The organism is Phycobacter sedimenti (genome assembly GCF_038148855.1).
GTDB classification, from domain to species: Bacteria; Pseudomonadota; Alphaproteobacteria; order Rhodobacterales; family Rhodobacteraceae; genus Phycobacter; species Phycobacter sedimenti.
The window spans coordinates 27,939-44,897 of record NZ_JBBVGR010000011.1; the positions used below are offsets into that span (position 1 = coordinate 27,939).

17 protein-coding genes are annotated in these 16,959 nt (G+C 61.6%); 9 read left to right on the plus strand and 8 right to left on the minus strand.

The genetic code is table 11. The annotated features are described in order from the left end of the window. Positions 1 to 78: 78 nt before the first annotated feature. The 4 genes from holA to AADA15_RS17850 all read right to left on the minus strand — a co-directional run bounded on the left by holA (position 79) and on the right by AADA15_RS17850 (position 4,778). Positions 79 to 1,107 (minus strand): DNA polymerase III subunit delta, encoded by a 1,029-nt coding sequence (holA, locus tag AADA15_RS17835; protein WP_341642915.1) that lies wholly within the window; start codon positions 1,105 to 1,107, stop codon positions 79 to 81. After that, on the minus strand, positions 1,104 to 1,661 hold the full coding sequence (gene lptE, locus AADA15_RS17840; RefSeq protein ID WP_341642916.1) for an LPS assembly lipoprotein LptE: 558 nt from the start codon (positions 1,659 to 1,661) through the stop codon (positions 1,104 to 1,106). The genes holA and lptE overlap by 4 nt, the downstream gene beginning before the upstream one ends. Further along, on the minus strand, positions 1,648 to 4,200 hold the full coding sequence (gene leuS, locus AADA15_RS17845) for a leucine--tRNA ligase (protein WP_341642917.1): 2,553 nt from the start codon (positions 4,198 to 4,200) through the stop codon (positions 1,648 to 1,650). The genes lptE and leuS overlap by 14 nt, the downstream gene beginning before the upstream one ends. Before the next feature lie 92 nt (positions 4,201 to 4,292). Continuing rightward, positions 4,293 to 4,778: a DUF3576 domain-containing protein gene (locus AADA15_RS17850; RefSeq protein ID WP_341642918.1), complete on the minus strand. Its 486-nt coding sequence runs from the start codon at positions 4,776 to 4,778 to the stop codon at positions 4,293 to 4,295. A 424-nt stretch (positions 4,779 to 5,202) separates the two neighbouring features. Between AADA15_RS17850 and AADA15_RS17855 the strand changes: the two genes are divergently transcribed. Next, complete coding sequence (locus tag AADA15_RS17855) at positions 5,203 to 6,186, plus strand: porin (protein ID WP_341642919.1); 984 nt, start codon at positions 5,203 to 5,205, stop codon at positions 6,184 to 6,186. Between the two features lie 139 nt (positions 6,187 to 6,325). Further along, positions 6,326 to 6,985: a YggS family pyridoxal phosphate-dependent enzyme gene (locus tag AADA15_RS17860; RefSeq protein WP_341642920.1), complete on the plus strand. Its 660-nt coding sequence runs from the start codon at positions 6,326 to 6,328 to the stop codon at positions 6,983 to 6,985. Here AADA15_RS17860 and AADA15_RS17865 read toward each other — a convergent pair. Together AADA15_RS17865 and ribA are read right to left on the minus strand one after the other, a co-directional pair. Next, positions 6,969 to 7,484 carry a L,D-transpeptidase family protein gene (locus AADA15_RS17865; protein ID WP_341642921.1) on the minus strand — a complete coding sequence of 172 codons (516 nt, stop codon included), beginning with the start codon at positions 7,482 to 7,484 and terminating at the stop codon, positions 6,969 to 6,971. The two genes, AADA15_RS17860 and AADA15_RS17865, sit on opposite strands and share 17 nt — an antisense overlap. Then, positions 7,481 to 8,569 carry a GTP cyclohydrolase II gene (ribA, locus tag AADA15_RS17870; RefSeq protein WP_341642922.1) on the minus strand — a complete coding sequence of 363 codons (1,089 nt, stop codon included), beginning with the start codon at positions 8,567 to 8,569 and terminating at the stop codon, positions 7,481 to 7,483. The genes AADA15_RS17865 and ribA overlap by 4 nt, the downstream gene beginning before the upstream one ends. Positions 8,570 to 8,740: 171 nt before the next feature. Between ribA and AADA15_RS17875 the strand changes: the two genes are divergently transcribed. Beyond that, the gene (locus AADA15_RS17875; protein WP_341642923.1) at positions 8,741 to 9,427 is read left to right on the plus strand and encodes a response regulator transcription factor; all 687 of its coding nucleotides are present in this window, start codon (positions 8,741 to 8,743) and stop codon (positions 9,425 to 9,427) included. 180 nt (positions 9,428 to 9,607) lie between these two features. Here the strand turns inward: AADA15_RS17875 and AADA15_RS17880 are convergent, their stop codons facing one another. Beyond that, complete coding sequence (locus AADA15_RS17880; RefSeq protein ID WP_341642924.1) at positions 9,608 to 10,180, minus strand: hypothetical protein; 573 nt, start codon at positions 10,178 to 10,180, stop codon at positions 9,608 to 9,610. Positions 10,181 to 10,343: 163 nt separating this feature from the next. Between AADA15_RS17880 and AADA15_RS17885 the strand changes: the two genes are divergently transcribed. From AADA15_RS17885 to AADA15_RS17905, 5 genes are all read left to right on the plus strand, one after another. After that, positions 10,344 to 11,132, plus strand: coding sequence for an exodeoxyribonuclease III (locus AADA15_RS17885; RefSeq protein ID WP_341642925.1), 789 nt, complete (start codon positions 10,344 to 10,346; stop codon positions 11,130 to 11,132). A gap of 379 nt (positions 11,133 to 11,511) precedes the next feature. Then, positions 11,512 to 12,447, plus strand: a complete 936-nt coding sequence (locus AADA15_RS17890) for a tetratricopeptide repeat protein (RefSeq protein WP_341642926.1) — start codon at positions 11,512 to 11,514, stop codon at positions 12,445 to 12,447. 27 nt (positions 12,448 to 12,474) lie between these two features. Then, positions 12,475 to 13,119 carry an LON peptidase substrate-binding domain-containing protein gene (locus AADA15_RS17895; protein ID WP_341642927.1) on the plus strand — a complete coding sequence of 215 codons (645 nt, stop codon included), beginning with the start codon at positions 12,475 to 12,477 and terminating at the stop codon, positions 13,117 to 13,119. Next, positions 13,116 to 13,310 (plus strand): Trm112 family protein, encoded by a 195-nt coding sequence (locus tag AADA15_RS17900; RefSeq protein ID WP_341642928.1) that lies wholly within the window; start codon positions 13,116 to 13,118, stop codon positions 13,308 to 13,310. The genes AADA15_RS17895 and AADA15_RS17900 overlap by 4 nt, the downstream gene beginning before the upstream one ends. A gap of 6 nt (positions 13,311 to 13,316) precedes the next feature. Then, positions 13,317 to 14,093, plus strand: a complete 777-nt coding sequence (locus AADA15_RS17905; protein ID WP_341642929.1) for a hypothetical protein — start codon at positions 13,317 to 13,319, stop codon at positions 14,091 to 14,093. A gap of 122 nt (positions 14,094 to 14,215) precedes the next feature. Here the strand turns inward: AADA15_RS17905 and AADA15_RS17910 are convergent, their stop codons facing one another. Then, a complete protein-coding gene (locus tag AADA15_RS17910) occupies positions 14,216 to 15,442 on the minus strand; it encodes an FAD-dependent monooxygenase (RefSeq protein ID WP_341642930.1) in 1,227 nt (408 codons plus the stop codon). A gap of 145 nt (positions 15,443 to 15,587) precedes the next feature. Here AADA15_RS17910 and AADA15_RS17915 point away from each other — a divergent pair, with 145 nt between their 5' ends. Next, entirely contained in the window at positions 15,588 to 16,919 is a 1,332-nt protein-coding gene (locus tag AADA15_RS17915; protein WP_341642931.1) for an amidase, read from the plus strand. Positions 16,920 to 16,959: the final 40 nt, after the last annotated feature.

Genomic DNA, 16,959 nt, shown 5'->3' on the forward strand with positions numbered 1-16,959 from the left:
TCTCTCCCTGATTTGTTGGCTGCATCAGATGCGCGCGGATGTCGTGGCGTCAAGGCAGAAGAGATGGGACGCTGCGCTCTATCGTGACCGGCTCAGCATGGCGAGACGGATGAGCGCGCGCTCCATCAGCGCAAGCGCAGGCGCTGTCTGCCCGGCAGAGCGCAGCTGCAGGTCGGTATCGGTGAGGATGGTCAGCGCCGTCTGGAGTTTCGCGGCGCCCCAGCCCTGCGCCTGCCGCAGCACCCGGTCACGGCGCTTTCCATAAAGAGGCGGGCGCAGACGGCCGATGCCCTGTGCAGGGCCACCCGGATCGGCGGCCACGGTGTAAAGCGTGCGGAAATGGCGGGTGGCCCCGATACAGAGCGTTACCGCATTGGTGCCCTGAGCCTGAAGCCGCCGCAACAGCGGGCCGATCTCGGCGCTGCGTCCTTCGGCCACCACGTTCAGCACATCGTCCAGCGCGGCCTCCGTGGATTGCGGCGCGACGGCCTCGATATCTTCCAGCGTGAGGGGGCCGGTGTCTTCGAATTTGTAAAGCGCGAGCTTTTCGATCATGCGGGAAAAATCGCCGGGGCCGATGTCATTGGCGATATCCGTCAGCGCCGACATGCTGTCACCGGGCACATCGCGGATCTGAGCCTCCGACAGGATCCGCTCGATCTCGGCGCGGGATGGGGGATCGTCGTAGATGCCGGTTGCATAGGCATTCCTGTGGCCTTCGAATCCCTTGCGCAGTTTCGATGTGGCTTTCAGCTGACCAGCGGTCACGATGATCTGGGCATCGCCCGGCTGCCAGTCTTCGAGCGCGGTCAGGATCGCGGGCGCGACTGCATCATTGGCATCTTCCACGAAAACAGCGCGGGCGCCGGGGAAGAAGCCAACCGCCTTGATCGCATCCAAAAGCTGAGCGGGATCCTTGCGCAGGTCTGAGCCGGGCATACGCGACAGGCGCATTTCCTCTTCGGCGCCGGGGCCAAGCAGGGCCGCCAGCATCTGCTGGCGTTTCAGCGCCACGCGCATGGCATCGGCGCCATAGATCAGCAGGCCGGTCTTGTCCGGGTCGGGCTTGGCAAAATAGCCCTCTGCTTCACGCGGGGAGAGTTTCATCCCTCAACCGGATCGGTGGAGGCTGGAGACGTCAGATCCGCCGTGGTCAACAGCCGCGCAGTGATCCGGTCGGCGAGGATCTGCATCAGCCGTTCGTGCGCGTCCCGTTCGCCGGCCAGCGTTTCCACGGTCGATCCTGTGGCGGAATAGCCGGTGAAGGCATCCTCGGTCCCGCTGGCGACAATCACGCCGTCCGACTGCCGGGTCAGTACGTAGCCGGCGGTGCCGATGATGGAATAGCGCGTGGTGGCATTGTCCGCTGTGATCGCCTGTCCCTCGCTGCGGGTGCGCAGTGTCAGATCAAGCCGGTAATCTCCGTCAGTTGTGCCCCTGGCTCCACGCCCGAGGCGCTCCTCAAGGCTGCGCACAAGGTGGTAGGCGTCCACGTCGCTGTCGGCCTGCATTTCTTCGGGAGACTGTACAAGGACCCTGCCATACAGCGCATCGCCCGTGCCCCCCGGCGCATAGACCGGGGTAAAGCCGCAGGCTGACATCCCCATGAGGAGCGCAGCCAGCGGCATCAGGAGGATATGCCTCAGGTCAGGCAACGACATTGACGATACGGCCCGGCACCACGATCACCTTTTTCGGAGCGGCGCCATCCAGCGCCTTTTGCACAGCTTCGTGCGCCAGCGCGATTTTTTCAACCTCGTCCTTGCCCAGATCCTTGGCCACGGTGATTTCGCCGCGCCGCTTGCCGTTGATCTGGATCGGCAGGGTGACGCTGTCCTCGACCAGCATGGATTCGTCGGCAACGGGCCAGGGCGCGACGGCCACCAGACCTTCGCCGCCTTGCGCTTCCCAGATCGCCTCGGCCAGGTGCGGGGTCATCGGGGACATCAACTGCGCCAGGGTGCGGATCGCCTGTTTCTGCGCCGTTGCGCCCGCCTTTGATTTCGCAAGCGTGTTGGTGAAGGCATAGAGTTTGGCGATTGCGGCGTTGAAACCGAAGGATTCGACGCCCAGCGTCACGTCGCGAATGGCCTTGTGCATCTCGCGCAGCAGATCCTCATCGCCCGAGCCGGTCTCGCTCGTGTCCATGTCCGCAATCTTCACCGAAAGGTTCCAGACCCGGTTCAGGTGCTTGTAGGCGGCCTCGGCACCGGCGGCGGTCCATTCCACGTCACGCTCCGGCGGGCTGTCAGACAGGACGAACCAGCGGGCGGTATCCGCCCCGAAGGACGAGATGATGCTGAGCGGATCCACCACGTTGTTCTTGGATTTCGACATCTTGGCCGAGGGAATCACCTCAACCTCGGCGCCGGTTTCCTTGAGGAAGGCCTTGCCGTCGCGCAGATCCACCTCTTCGGGGTAGTGATAGACCGGGCGGCCATTGTCGCCTTTGGTCTGGTAGATCGCATGGGTCACCATGCCTTGGGTGAAGAGCGCATCGAAGGGCTCTTTAGCGGTTTCTGGCAGGTGGCCACAGATGTGCATCGCGCGGGCAAAAAAGCGCGAATACAGCAGATGCAGAATCGCGTGTTCGATACCGCCGATATACTGGTCCACATTCATCCAGTATTCGGCCTCTTCCATCACCGTGGGCGTTTCAGCGCGCGGTGCGGTGAAACGGGCGAAATACCAGGAGGAATCAACGAAGGTATCCATGGTGTCGGTTTCGCGCTGAGCGGGCTTGCCACATTTCGGGCAGGCGCAATCGCGCCAGGTCGGGTGGCGGTCCAGCGGGTTGCCGGGCTTGTCGAAACTGACATCATCCGGCAGGCGGACCGGCAGGTTTTCCTTCTTCTCGGGCACCACGCCGCAGCCGTCACAGTGGACGACCGGAATCGGGCAGCCCCAGTAACGCTGGCGGGACAGGCCCCAGTCACGCAGACGGAACTTGGTGACGCCCTGGCCCCAGCCTTCGGCCTCGGCCTTGTCGATGGTGGTGTTGATTGCCTCGTCGCCAGTTGCCTCGTCGAGACCGGCGAAATGGTTGATCCATTTCACCTTTTCACTCTTTGGCGGCACGAAGGCCTCGTTCTCGACCGGCTTGGGATCGTCCAAGGCAACAAAGGTATCGGTGACCGGCAGGTCGTATTTGCGGCAGAAGTCGAGGTCGCGCTGGTCATGTGCCGGACATGCAAAGATCGCGCCGGTGCCATAGTCCATCAGAATGAAGTTGGCGATCCAGACCGGCAGCTCCCATTCCGGGTTCAGCGGGTGCTTCACGCGTATGCCGGTGTCTCGGCCGAGTTTCGGTGCGGTCTCAATGGCTTCGGCGGTGGTGCCACCCTTGCGGCATTCGGCCAGGAATTCAGCCATCTCGGGGCTGTCGGCCTCAAGCTGCTTGGCAATCGGGTGATCGGGCGAGATGCCGACAAAAGACGCGCCCATCAGTGTGTCGGGGCGGGTGGTGTAGACCTCGATCGCTTCGCCGCCGTCCGTGCGCTCGAACGAGAACTGCAGACCGCGCGATTTGCCGATCCAGTTTTCCTGCATCAGCCGCACCTTGGCGGGCCAGTTTTCCAGGGTATCGAGCGCGTCGAGAAGTTCCTCGGAATAGTCGGAGATCTTGAAGAACCACTGGGTCAGCTCGCGCCGCTCCACCAGCGCGCCCGAGCGCCAGCCGCGTCCGTTTTCGACCTGTTCGTTGGCAAGAACGGTCATATCGACCGGATCCCAGTTGACCACTGCGTTCTTGCGGTAGACGAGACCTTTTTCAAGGAAATCAAGGAACAGGGACTGCTGCTGGCCGTAGTATTCGGGATCGCAGGTTGCGAATTCGCGGGACCAGTCGATGGACAGGCCCAGCGGCTTCATCTGGCCGCGCATGTCGGCGATGTTGTTATAGGTCCAGTCCTTGGGATGGCCGCCGATGGCCATTGCGGCGTTTTCCGCGGGCATCCCGAAGGCGTCCCATCCCATCGGGTGCAGTACATTGTGGCCGGTGGACATCTTGTAGCGCGCCACCACGTCACCCATCGTGTAGTTGCGCACATGCCCCATGTGGATGCGGCCCGACGGGTAGGGGAACATCTCCAGCACATAGTACTTCGGCTTGTCTGCCGTCCGTTTGGCCTGGAAGATCCCGGCCTTGTCCCAGGCTTCCTGCCATTTTGCTTCGATCTCGGAGGCAGAGTAACGCGACATGGATGCGGTCCTTTGAGAGTGAAAACGCCGGGCGATAGGGCCCGGCGCTGGTGATACTGATGTTTTCTGCGGCTTTCCAGAGGGGAGAGGCGTTAGAACTTCTTGTCCGCGATGCGCAGCTGCCGTGCGCGGGACAGAATCGCATCCTCCACCGCGCGGGTGGTAGAGGCGCTGACCGGCCCGCCTTTGGAGTGAAGCGAGACATTCAAAGAGCGCGCGTCCAGCGCCGGATCCTTGATATGCACCGTGGCGCGATAGGCGCGTCCGCCGCCCGGAGGCGTACCGTAACCTGTCACGATCACGCCGGTGAAGGGGTCGACGCTTTGCACTGGCAGAAAGTTCAGCACATCCATGCTGGCGTTCCACAGATACCGGTTGACCTGAACCTTCTGATCGGGCTTGCCGCCAAACACATCCCAGATCGAGGATTTGTCGCTTTTTGCGGCATCAACGTCGTTGTTGAATTCCGATGGTGCAGTGGTGTTCACGGGGCGATCCTTACCGCGCCCGCCACAAGCCGCCACGCCCAGGCACAGCGCGCCGATCAGTGTTACCTTGAAGATCTTCTGCAGTTTCATAGCCGCTCCCGGAGCCTTTGACTTGAGGCAGTCCTATCGCATGGGAAGCAAGCGGGGCAAGGGCTTTAGCAATGGGGGCGGTGTATCGAAGCCCGGTGCCATCAGAGCTGGCGGCTGCAGAATCTACTGGCAGAGGTTCTTCACATCCGTATTGCCGGGTGAAGCAGGCAGCAGAAAAGCGCTGCCTTGCCGTTAAGAAGTATGAAAAGGCGGTGGGGTTGAAGCGCAAGAAACCCCATGTCTGCAGGGTCATACTGAAACATGGTAAACAGAACTGTGGCAAAGCTGCACCATCGCGGGCGGCAATGATCTGCGGCCGATGGGCGGCTCTTGCCAAACCGGGGCCGAAAGAGCGAAACCCCTTGTCATACCCACGCCGGATTCCCCGGTTTGGGCATGTGAATTGAAAACCGAGGGAAAAACTATGAAAAAGGTTCTCTTCGCAACCACCGCGCTGATCGCGACCGCGGGCATGGCTGCAGCAGACGTGAAAATCGGCGGCTACGGCCGTTTCGGTCTGGACTACAACTCCGCAAACGAGCGCGTTGTTGGCCGTTCCAAAACCAACATCACCAGCCGTCTGCGTCTGCAGTTCGACATGTCGACCGAAACCGACGCCGGTGTTGGCTTCAATGCTCGCTACCGCGCACAGGCCGAGAGCCGTGACGGTACCGCAGGCACCGGCGCATTCAACGGCGCTCGCTTTGGTGTGACCTACAACGGTATCTCCGTGAACGTCGGCAACATCATCGGTGCTGTTGAAAACGCACCCGGCCTGTATACCACCGGCACCCGCTCCGCAGGCACCGGCATCGACGGCATGGGCTTCCACTCGCTGGCCATCAAAACCAACGCAGGTACTTCGTTCAACTGGGACGCATACTCCTCCGCTGGCGCTGGCGCAAACGGCATTGAAGTTCTGTACTCCGCTGGTGGTTTCACCGGTCACCTGTCCTACTCGCAGCGTAACGGGGGCACCGTTGCCGGTACCGCAGGCGGCGAAGACCGCACCGGCGCAATGGTCACCTACTCCTTCGGCGACTACTATGTCACCGCAGCGATGCAGTCCTCCTCCGTTGCAATCAACGACATCACCTTCGCTGCCATCGGCGGTAGCTTCGGTGCATTCGGCGCGAAACTGGCATACGGTTCGACCGACCAGGTTGACTCGTTCACTCTGGAAGGCAACATGGACATCGGCGCAGCGTCCAACATCCTGGTTTGGGTGAACTCCGCTGACGCACCTGGTTCCGTGTCCACCGTCAAAGGTGACGGCGGCGTTGACGGCACCTCCTTCGGCATCAACTACCAGTACGACCTGGGTGGCGGCGCAACCATCGTTGCCGGTTACGTTGACGAAGCCGACGACGACAACCAGTTCCAGGCTGGTGTGTACTTCAGCTTCTAAGCTGAACCACGCTTAGCGTGAAATTGGGGGCGGGCCTGCTTGCAGGCTCGCCCTTTTCTTTTGCCCCTTAACATTTTGCGCCAAACAGTGTTTCTCTGCGCCGAGATCCAACCGCATTTTCATTGCTCGGAGGCCACCCATGTCCCTGGAAGAGATCAAGACCCGCATCGCACAGGCCGAACAGGCCGCAGGCCGCGCGCCGGGATCGGTTCATCTGATCGCCGTCTCCAAGGTTCAGCCCAACGAGCGGGTCGAGGCCGTGCTGGAGCAGGGCCACCGGTGTTTCGGCGAAAACCGCGTGCAAGAGGCCGCTGGCAAGTGGCCGGATTTTGCAACGCGATTCGACGGGATCGACCTGCATCTGATCGGCCCCTTGCAGACCAACAAGGCCCGTCAGGCGATGGAGCTGTTCGACAGCATCCATTCGGTCGACCGTCCCAAACTGGCCAAGGCCATCGCGCGGCTGGCGCAGGAGGTCGGCCATTGCCCGGATCTCTTCATTCAGGTCAACACCGGCGAGGAAGAGCAGAAGGCGGGCGTGCTGCCTGCCGACGCCGATGCCTTCATCGCGGATTGCCGCGCGCTGGACCTGCCGATCAAGGGGCTGATGTGCATTCCCCCTGTAGAGGAAGAGCCCGCGCTGCATTTCGCGCTATTGGCCAAGATCGCGGCGCGCAACGGGCTGACAGGCCTGTCGATGGGGATGAGCGGTGATTTCGAAACGGCGATTGCGCTGGGCGCGACCCATGTGCGCGTCGGCTCGGCCATCTTCGGCGAGCGGGTCAAACCGGCGGAATGATCACCCGGCAGCCGTGCCGCAGGCGCGGCGCGATCCAGTGCAGGTCGCTGCGGCTGAAGGCGATGCAGCCCTCGGTCGGGTAGCCGGGCCTGCGCCATTGGTGGATGAAGATGGCTGATCCACGCCCCTTGACCGCATTGGGCCAGTTCCAGTCGGTGATCAGCACCAGATCGTAAAGCGGATCCGCGCGGCGCAGGCGCTCGTGGCTGAACTCATGCGGCGTTCGGACCATCAGGTTGTAGTCGGGATCTTTCACATCGTCTGACCACAGATCGCTTGGCCCAACGGGAACTGCCCAATCCGCAGGCTTGGCAATGCGATCCGGCCGATAAAGCATCCCGACAATACCATGTACGCCAACCGGGGTGGCTCCGTCTCCTTCGCGCTTGTTTCGAGTCAGCCCGCCCTTGCCAATGGTGCAGGGCAGAGTGCGCCCCATGAAACGGACACCGCGCGGTGTCAGCACCAGATCAGCAGGGGAGGCGGCCCGGGTGATCATAGCATATGTCCCGATTTGGCCGCCTTGGTTGCAAGGTACGCGCGGTTATGCGCGTTTTCACCTACCTTGAGCGGCACGCGTTCGGTGACGGTCACTCCGGTTTTTTCCATCATCGCGATCTTGCCGGGGTTGTTGGTCATCAGGCGCACAGCGCTGAATCCCATCTCCTTGAGGATCGCCGCACCCAGGCGGAAGTCGCGTTCGTCATCCTCAAAGCCAAGGCGATGGTTCGCTTCGACCGTGTCGAACCCCTGATCCTGCAGGCTGTAGGCGCGCATCTTGTTGGCAAGGCCGATGCCGCGCCCCTCCTGGTTGAGGTACAAGAGCACACCGGTACCTTCCTCTCCCATCTGCGCCAGCGCGCCGCGCAATTGCGGGCCGCAGTCGCATTTGAGCGAACCAAGCACATCGCCGGTGAAACAGGCTGAATGCAGCCGCGCCAGGACCGGCTTGCTGCGATCCGGGCGGCCGATTTCAACGGCGTAGTGTTCTTCTCCGCCGTCTTCGGGCCGGAAGATATGAAGGCGGCCGACCTCGGCGGCATCCATGGGCAGGCGGGCGGCGGCGACCGGGTGCAGCGGGGAGCTTTGGCTCAGGAGCGGTTCTGCGGCAGCCTCGGCAATGCGTGTCAGCCCATAGTCGGTGACGTAGGGAGCGTTCGATCCGATGGGCACCAAAAGCGCGGCTGGCAGCAGGCGGGCCGATTTTACCAGTGCAATGGCAAGGCGGTGCAGGTCTGCAGGTCCTTCGCGCAGACTGATCAGAGGGCCCTTCATCGGGGTCTTCAGATCATCCGCCGGATCGGCAAGGGCCTGGATCCACCCCATTGCAGCCCCTGTCGGGACCTCGATCCGCGCCAGATCCCCGTCATAGGCGCGCGCCTTCAGCGTTTCGGCGCGCCGCGCGGTCAGCGCCAGGGAAACGGGGCCAAGGGCGCGCAGATCCGTCAGCCGCTCGGCCGTGAGGCTTTCGACTGCCAGCGCAAGTGCCGCCGTGCCGTTGCCTTCCAACACCACGGGCAGCCCCATGCGCAGATCGACCCGCGCGCGGGCCAGAAGTTCGAGAGTGGTGGGCAGCAGGCTCATGCAACCATCCGGCGGTTCGTGACATTATAACGCTCCCTACCTAGGCCCAAATGCAACGGAAGTGAAACAATTCCTGCGTCAGGGACACGAGGGCGTGAAACTTTTGAAGCATATCTTGTGGTTGTGAGATGCTGACCGCATCTGTTTGCCAACGCAAAGGAGGACAGCCCCGTGGCGCAATTGAAAAAGATACTGTTGGTGGATGATGACGACGATCTGCGCGAGGCGCTGAGCGAACAATTGATCATGACCGAGGACTTTGATGTCTTCGAGGCCGAGAACGGTCAGGCCGCGATGGAGCGCGCCAAAGAAGCGCTTTACGATCTGGTCATTCTTGATGTGGGCCTGCCGGACACCGACGGGCGCGAGCTGTGCCGCCTGATGCGCAAACAGGGCGTCAAGGCACCGATCCTGATGCTGACCGGTCATGACAGCGATGCAGACACCATTCTGGGCCTCGATGCGGGTGCAAACGATTACGTGACCAAGCCCTTCAAGTTCCCGGTTCTGCTGGCCCGTATCCGCGCCCAGTTGCGCACCCATGAACAGTCCGAAGATGCGGTGTTTGGCCTTGGCCCCTACACGTTCAAGCCGGCGATGAAGCTTTTGGAGACCGAGGACAACCGCAAGATCCGCCTGACCGAGAAAGAAACCAATATCCTGAAGTTTCTCTATCGGTCCAATGACGGCGTGGTTGCACGCGATGTGCTGCTGCATGAGGTCTGGGGCTACAACGCGGGCGTCACCACCCATACGCTGGAGACCCATATCTACCGCCTGCGCCAGAAGATCGAGCCGGACCCCTCGAACGCGCGGATCCTGGTAACGGAATCGGGCGGCTACCGTCTGGCAACCTGAAGGCGAAAGGAAGGCATCCTGACGCAGGGGAAACCCGTTGACGCAGATCAAAGAGAGATCTAGCAGTCACCTTTATCCTGCAACGGATCTTCATCAAATCCCGCGCATATCCGGGTCATGATATGCACCTCCCTGTTGGACTGGACCGGGCCTTGTGCCCGGTCTTTTTTTGCCCTTTGTTCAGGGTGTCGCAGTCAGCTGAACGCGGAAGTTCTCTGCTCTGGCATTGATCGTTTCTGTCCAGATGTCGGCCTTGATTGTCAGGGATAGTCCGGCAATGTCGGGGTATGCTTGCGTCCAGGCCGAAGATTTTCCGTCATTCAAGAGGTTCAGCGTGCGGGGTTTCCCCTCGGTGTATTGATTAATTTCCGTCAATAGCGCCGTGTAGTGCGGCTGGGCGCCGTCAAAATAGACCAGGTTGCCGATGACCAGATAGGCTTTCAATTCGGTGTCGCCATTCCACAGCTGATAGATCACGGCCCCAAAGCTGCCATCCAGACCTTTGGACTCCATGCCCCAGACGCGCCCGTGGCCCGGCTGCAGACCGTCTGTCGGTTCCTTGAAGTTGCCTTGCCAGCGATAGTTGCCAACGTGGTGGAGTGTATATTTGGTTTCGTTCATCAACTCGATCACCACGGCGGTGGAAGGCTGATGGAACCCGTCCCAGACCAGTTTTCCCAAAGCAGCCATCTGGTCGAGGGCCTTGTTGATGTCGCCACTCAGTTCGATTTGCCAGTTAGATTCTTTTGACATGTAATCTCTCCACAATTAATACGAGTATAGCATCAAAGTAAACACGCATACGTTTATTTACGCGGCGCGACCACAGGTCAATACTTGTCTTTGTGATTGCCGGACTTCTCGCGGGTTGGGGCCTGTGGTACCGAAGGTCCATCCTTCAAGCCGGAGACCGCGCATGCCCTTTACCCTTGCCACCTGGAATATCAATTCCGTCCGCCTGCGCGAGCCCATCGTGCTTAAGCTGCTGCAGGAAGAGGCGCCGGATGTGCTGTGTCTGCAGGAATGCAAAAGCCCGGTGGAGAAGATCCCGATGGAGGGCTTTGCGGCTCTTGGCTACACCCACATGGTCGCGCGCGGGCAGAAGGGGTACAACGGAGTTGCGATCCTGTCGCGCCTGCCCATCAAAGAGGTCGCAAGCGAGGATTTCGCGGAGCTCGGCCACGCACGGCATATAGCTGGTCAGTTGGAGAACGGCGTCACCATCCACAACTTTTACGTTCCGGCAGGCGGCGACAAACCAGATCGCGAGATTAATGAGAAATTCGGCCAGAAGCTCGACTACCTCACCGGCATGCGGGACTGGTTCCATGGCGACAAGCCGCAGAAATCCATCCTGGTCGGGGATCTCAACATCGCCCCGCGCGAGGATGATGTCTGGGATCACAAGAAACTGTTGAAGATCGTCAGCCATACGCCCATCGAGGTCGAGCATCTGGCAGAGACGCAGGATGCAGGCGGCTGGGTTGATATCACCCGGCAGGACATCCCCGATGGGCTGCTATACAGCTGGTGGTCCTATCGCGCCAAGGACTGGGACGCAGCGGACAAGGGTCGGCGTCTCGATCACATCTGGGCGACGGGCGATATCTCGAACGCGGGCCATTCCAGCCGGATTTTGCGGGATGCACGCGGTTGGGACAAACCCAGCGATCACGCGCCGGTCTTTGCCACCTTCGATCTCTAGAGCGTTGAACCTGCGGAGGGCACTCCCGCCCGTTCCGGGGCAATCGCAGATTGACCCGTCTCAGTTGGGCCGGGCGCCGTGCTAACGCACGGCGGGACCGCTGTTGGCGACTGTCGTGGATCGGGACGCAACCGCAGCGCGCTCGCGCGCTGCGCGGCCCAAGGCCGTACAAAGGTGCCCTCTCAGGGCGCCTGCGGGCACGGGAGCGCTGCCGTGTTTCCGGGTGAGGCGTGGTTTGTGGTGCGAATGCGGTCCGACTTTCGCGTGTTCTGGTTCCCGGATAGGACTTGCCGTGAACGGGCCACCCGAAAACTCCTCTCTTGGTTTCTTGGGCTCGGGATTCCATATAGGGGGCAAGTTCCAAACGGAGAACAAGAGCATGATGGATATTCTCGGTGGTGCGGGCACGGCTGCGCCCGCAGGTGATCTGATCAAGGACGTCACGGAAGCGACCTTTATGCAGGACGTGGTCGACGCCTCGATGCAGGCACCGGTGATTGTCGATTTCTGGGCGCCCTGGTGCGGCCCCTGCAAGACGCTTGGCCCGGCGCTGGAGGCTGCGGTGACGCGCGCCAAGGGTGCTGTGACCATGGCTAAGATCGACGTGGATCAGAACCAGCGCCTGGCGCAGGCACTGGCGCAGCAGGGGCTGCCGCTGCAATCGATTCCCACGGTTGTCGCCTTTGTGCAGGGCCGTCCCATTGACATGTTCCAGGGCGCATTGCCGCCAAGCGAGATCGACGCCTTCCTCAAAAAGGTGATCGAGGCCGCGGGCGGCGAGGCGGATGGCGGCCTTGGCGCTGCCCTTGAGGCCGCTGAAGAGATGTTGGCCGAGGGAGCCGTGGCCGATTCCGCCCAGACATTTGCTGCCGTTCTGGGTGAAGATGACAAGAATGCCGCTGCTTATGGCGGTCTTGCGCGTGCGCACATTGCGCTGGAGGACCTTGACCAGGCCGAAGCCATCCTGAATGGCGCCCCCGCGGAAATCTATGACGCGCCCGAGATCGAAGCCGCCCGCGCCCAGATCGAACTGGCCCGTCAGGCGCAAAACGCAGGTCCGGTGGCCGAATTGCGGGCCCAGGTGGACGCGGATCCCGGAGATCACGCCGCACGGTTTGATCTGGCGCAGGCGCTGCATGCTGCAGGTGATGCCGAAGCTGCGGTTGCCGAGCTTTTGGAGTTGTTCCGCCGCGACCGCGAATGGAACGACGGGGCAGCCAAAACGCAGCTCTTCACGATCTTTGATGCGCTGCAGCCCAATGATCCTGTCGTTCTGAACGGGCGTCGCAAATTGAGTTCAATGATATTTGCCTGAGGCGGCAGGCGCGCTAGACTAGACTTCATGTTGAACCAAGCGGACCTGCCGGGCACCTTGCCCGTTTTTCCACTGCCCGGGGCGCTCTTGCTGCCCCGGTCAAAGCTGCCGCTCCATATCTTTGAGCCGCGTTACCTGCAGATGCTGGAGGACGCACTCAAGACGCGCGAGCGATTGATTGGAATGGTGCAGCCCCGCCCCGAGCGCGATGGCGGGAACAGCGGTTTGCACGCCATTGGTTGCGCAGGACGCGTGACGCAGTTTTCAGAGACCGAAGATGGCCGTTACCTGATCACCCTTTCGGGTATCTCCCGGTTTCGTATCAATAGTGAAATTACGGGCTTTTCCCCCTACCGCAAATGCGAGGTGGACTGGGCTGGCTTTGACGCGGATTTGGGCCGCGCTGAACCGGATTGCGGGTTTCAGCGGGCGGCGCTTCTGGAACTTTTGTCGCGCTATTTCGCCGCGCGCAACCTGTCCACCGACTGGGAGGCGCTTGAAGGGGCTGATGACGAGCTTCTGATCAACTCCCTGTCGATGCTGCTCGATTTCGAACCCGAGGACAAACAGGCCTTGCTTGAGGCGCCCTCTCTTGCCACAAGGCGGGAAACCCTTGTCACACTGATCGAATTCGCGTTGCGCTGCGGTTCGAATGAGGATCCCCTTCAATGAGCGAAGAACTGCCCCAGCAGCCAGCCTTTGACCGCCGCATGTTGGAGGCGCTGGTCTGTCCGGTCACCCATGCGGTGCTGGAATATGACGCCGAAGCGCAGGAGCTGATCTCCAAACCGGCGAACCTGGCCTTCCCGATCCGGGGAGGCATCCCGGTGATGCTGGTGGACGAGGCCCGCCCGCTGGAGTAGGGCGTTTTGACTGCAGCAAGCTGGTCGGAAAGAAACTTCGTTTCCATACGCGGTGCATGTGCCGCTTTGATTGCCGTCGGCTTTCTTCAACCGCTTGATGCGAGGATCTTGGGTGCATCGATAGGGGTGTTTTCGATTCTCGCCCTGACGGTGTGGGTTGCTCCGCTGGTTCCGCTGGTTGCGGTTTTCGCAGGGCGTTTGCGAAAAACCCCTGTATCGCCGGTGCTGGCAAAGTCAGCTTCAATCGCCGTTCTTCTGTTTGGGTTGTTGTTGACGCTGATCGTCTGGGCATTCGCTTCGCCAAAACCGGGCCTATTGGTGATGTTTCACGGCGGCGCGCTGTCATCTGGGGTGGCGGCAAGCCTGCTGTTATTGGGAGGCAGTTATCTGGGGCCGTTTGCAACACGTGCTGCCTTGTCGGGAATGGCGGTCGCCACAGGGGCTGCACTCTGGTCGATCCTTGCGGCTGTCATGGTGATTGGTCACGCAAACAGACTTGCCGGGGGAGCACCATTCTGCATTGCGCATCATGGTCCTTCATCACAGGTTCAGTCGATTTGGGATCTTCGGGGTTTTTCTTTTTACACAACTGATTCAGGGTACAAATCAAACTCCGGTTGGTACTTTCATGGTGTCATGATTGCCGAACAGGACGATGGGCGTCAGTATTTCAACTGGTCGCCACGACGTATGCAGTTTGACAGGATCGAACACCCCGGGCGGTTCATCGTGCCCGTGGAAAAACTCTGTGAGCCGTCGTTGGAGTTTTGGGCCGAGCATTGACTGGGAAAGCAGGCGCTCCCGCGTCCGGCCTGTCCTTTGGCTGTGCCAAAGCAAAGGCGCGGACTTGGGCCCGGCGCCGCGCTGGCGCGCGGCGCGGTTGCGCCCTGATCAGGCGGAGTGGCTCAGATGGGTTTGCCCTGCAGCAAACGTGGCAGATCGCCGGTCAGGCCCGCTGCCGCGCGCATGAAGCCGCGGCGCAGGCCCGGTAGGGCGCCTGCCAGCCCCATACCGATGTCGCGGCCCAGCCGCAAAAGCGGGTTGTCGTTGGAAAAGAGTTTGTTGAACACATCCGTGGTCAAGGCCAGGATTGCGGTGTCAAAGCGGCGCCACTGCTGATAGCGCTCGAGCACGAGCGAAGATCCGATATCCTCGCCGCGCCGGGTGGCCTCGGTCAGCACCTCGGCCAACGCGCCCACGTCACGCAGGCCTGCGTTGAGGCCTTGTCCGGCAATCGGGTGCATCCCGTGGGCGGCGTCTCCAATCAGCGCCAGACGATCCGCGATGAAGCTGTTGGCGACGGTCAGATTCAGCGGATAGGTGAAGCGTTTGCCAGCAAGCGCGATCTCGCCCAGGAAATCCCCGAACCGGGGTTTCAGTGCGGCGATGTAACCGGCATCACCTAGGGCATGGATGGCTTCGGCAGTCTCGGTCTTCTCGCTCCAGACGATGGAGGAGCGGTTGCCGGGAAGGGGCAGGATGGCCAGCGGCCCTGCGGGCATGAAGAACTGATGGGCAATGCCCCCGTGGGGCTTTTCATGTTCGATGGCGCAGACCAGCGCAGTCTGCCCGTAGTCCCAGCCGCTGCGCTTGATCCCGGCGCGCAGGGCGGTGCCGCTCTTGCGTCCGTCCGATCCGACCAGCAGCTTGCCGCGCAGTTCGGCCCCGTCATCAAGGGTGATGGTGACGCCGGTCTGATCCGTGTCCTGTGCAACCACGCGGCGTCCGTTGACGGTTGAAATCCGCGGCTCCGCCTGCATTGCGGCCAGAAAGGCGCGGCGCAGGAAGCGGTCCTCGACCATATAGCCCATGGGGCCTTCTTCGATCTCGGTGTGGTCGAAGTGAATGAAGAACGGAGCCGGACCTTCGTCCGCGTGCCCGTCCGAGGCCTTTATCTCGCACATGGGCTGCGCCTTGTCTGCCACGTGCCGCCAGACGCCGATCCGGTCGAGCAGGCGTTTGGAGGCCAGCGCCAGCGCGTAGCCACGTCCGTCGAATCCATCATCCTGCAGAGCGATTTCCGGCAGGGCGTCAATCACGGTGACGCTATGGCCCGTTTGGGCGAGCGCGAGGGCCAGGGCGGGGCCGTTAAGCCCGCCGCCAACGATCAGGATATCGGAGCTGTTCTTCATGGGGTGCAATATGCGCTTTGTACGGAGATTGTCCAACCGAATGTCCGCTTTGAGCACTGCGCGGGATTGTCCCTCCGCGAGGCTAACGTTACCGTCGCGGTCAACGACACAAGGCGTGCAGAATGCACTAGGGGAGAGATGACGGATGCATGATTGGCTGAAGATGACTGCGGCAGAACTCGGACGCGGAATCGGTGCGGGAGAGATCGACCCGATCGATCTGACCGGCTGTTATCTGGATGCCATCGATGCCCATCCGCTGCGCGACAGGATCTACACCGAGGTGACCCATGATCGCGCCCTCGCCGAGGCCGAAGCTGCCTCGCAGCGCGCAAGGATGGACCTGCGGCGCTCTCCGCTGGATGGGGTGCCGATCAGCTGGAAGGACCTTTTCGACAGCGCCGGAACAAAGACCGAAGCGGGATCGGACCTTTTGAAGGGCCGGGTGCCGGACCGCGATGCACGGGTCCTGGAAAACGCCACCTCAATGGGGACGGTGTGCCTGGGCAAGACGCACATGAGCGAACTGGCCTTTTCCGGGCTCGGACTGAACCCGGTCAAGGCAACGCCGCCCTGCGTCAATGATGACGGTGCGGTGCCGGGCGGATCGTCCTCCGGGGCGGCGGCCTCGGTGGCCTTTGGGCTTGCGCCCTGCGGCATTGGCTCGGACACGGGTGGTTCGGTCCGGATCCCTTCGGCCTGGAACAACCTTGTTGGGCTCAAGACCACTTCCGGGCGGATCAGTCTGGAGGGCGTGGTGCCGCTGTGTCTCAAGTTCGACACGGTCGGCCCGCTGGCCCGTTCGGTCGAGGATGCGGGTCTGATGCTGGGTCTGTTGGAGGGCACCTTGGGGCCTGACCTGCGCAACCCACCCTCGCTCAAGGGGCGCCGCTTTGCCGACCTGCGCACCATCGCGCGTGATGATCTGGAGCCGGAGGTTGCTGCGGCTCATGTCGAAACTCTGGGCAAGCTGAAAGCGGCAGGTGCCGAAATCGTGCCGCTTGAGGTGCCGCAGCTGCAAGAGGCTATGGACCTCAGCGCCATCCTCTACACGACCGAGGCCTATGGGCTTTGGAAAGACGTGATCGAGGCCAGCCCCGAGGTGATGTTTGCCGAAATCCTGGAACGCTTCCGCGCGGGCGCTCAGTTCAGCGGTGCCGACTATGTGGCCGCCTGGGCCAAGCTGGAGCAGTGCCGGATGGTCTGGGATCAGGCGGTTTCGGGATTTGACGGGGTGCTGACGCCAACCTGTCCGATCCTGCCTCCCAACATGGAGCGACTGCAGAATGACCGCGATTACTATGTCAAAGCGAACCTTCTGACCTTGCGCAACACGCGGATCGGGAACCTGATGGGGCTTTGCGCCCTTACCTTGCCGACTGGCAAATCAAGCTGCGGGTTGCAGATACTGGGCCATCCCGACTGCGAAGAAGCCTTGTTGCGGATCGGCGCGAGCGTCGAAGCTGCCTTGTCCTGATAAAATTTCTGGTAAGCTTGCGTGCCTTTTGCGGACGTTG

What these genes read in the sequence shown, in the direction of transcription:
- holA (WP_341642915.1), bottom strand. Translation starts at nt 1,107, where the DNA reads ATGAAACTCTCCCCGCGTGAAGCAGAGGGCTATTTTGCCAAGCCCGAC.
- lptE (WP_341642916.1), bottom strand. Translation starts at nt 1,661, where the DNA reads ATGTCGTTGCCTGACCTGAGGCATATCCTCCTGATGCCGCTGGCTGCG.
- leuS (WP_341642917.1), bottom strand. Translation starts at nt 4,200, where the DNA reads ATGTCGCGTTACTCTGCCTCCGAGATCGAAGCAAAATGGCAGGAAGCC.
- AADA15_RS17850 (WP_341642918.1), bottom strand. Translation starts at nt 4,778, where the DNA reads ATGAAACTGCAGAAGATCTTCAAGGTAACACTGATCGGCGCGCTGTGC.
- AADA15_RS17855 (WP_341642919.1), top strand. Translation starts at nt 5,203, where the DNA reads ATGAAAAAGGTTCTCTTCGCAACCACCGCGCTGATCGCGACCGCGGGC.
- AADA15_RS17860 (WP_341642920.1), top strand. Translation starts at nt 6,326, where the DNA reads ATGTCCCTGGAAGAGATCAAGACCCGCATCGCACAGGCCGAACAGGCC.
- AADA15_RS17865 (WP_341642921.1), bottom strand. Translation starts at nt 7,484, where the DNA reads ATGATCACCCGGGCCGCCTCCCCTGCTGATCTGGTGCTGACACCGCGC.
- ribA (WP_341642922.1), bottom strand. Translation starts at nt 8,569, where the DNA reads ATGAGCCTGCTGCCCACCACTCTCGAACTTCTGGCCCGCGCGCGGGTC.
- AADA15_RS17880 (WP_341642924.1), bottom strand. Translation starts at nt 10,180, where the DNA reads ATGTCAAAAGAATCTAACTGGCAAATCGAACTGAGTGGCGACATCAAC.
- AADA15_RS17885 (WP_341642925.1), top strand. Translation starts at nt 10,344, where the DNA reads ATGCCCTTTACCCTTGCCACCTGGAATATCAATTCCGTCCGCCTGCGC.
- AADA15_RS17890 (WP_341642926.1), top strand. Translation starts at nt 11,512, where the DNA reads ATGATGGATATTCTCGGTGGTGCGGGCACGGCTGCGCCCGCAGGTGAT.
- AADA15_RS17895 (WP_341642927.1), top strand. Translation starts at nt 12,475, where the DNA reads ATGTTGAACCAAGCGGACCTGCCGGGCACCTTGCCCGTTTTTCCACTG.
- AADA15_RS17900 (WP_341642928.1), top strand. Translation starts at nt 13,116, where the DNA reads ATGAGCGAAGAACTGCCCCAGCAGCCAGCCTTTGACCGCCGCATGTTG.
- AADA15_RS17910 (WP_341642930.1), bottom strand. Translation starts at nt 15,442, where the DNA reads ATGAAGAACAGCTCCGATATCCTGATCGTTGGCGGCGGGCTTAACGGC.
- AADA15_RS17915 (WP_341642931.1), top strand. Translation starts at nt 15,588, where the DNA reads ATGCATGATTGGCTGAAGATGACTGCGGCAGAACTCGGACGCGGAATC.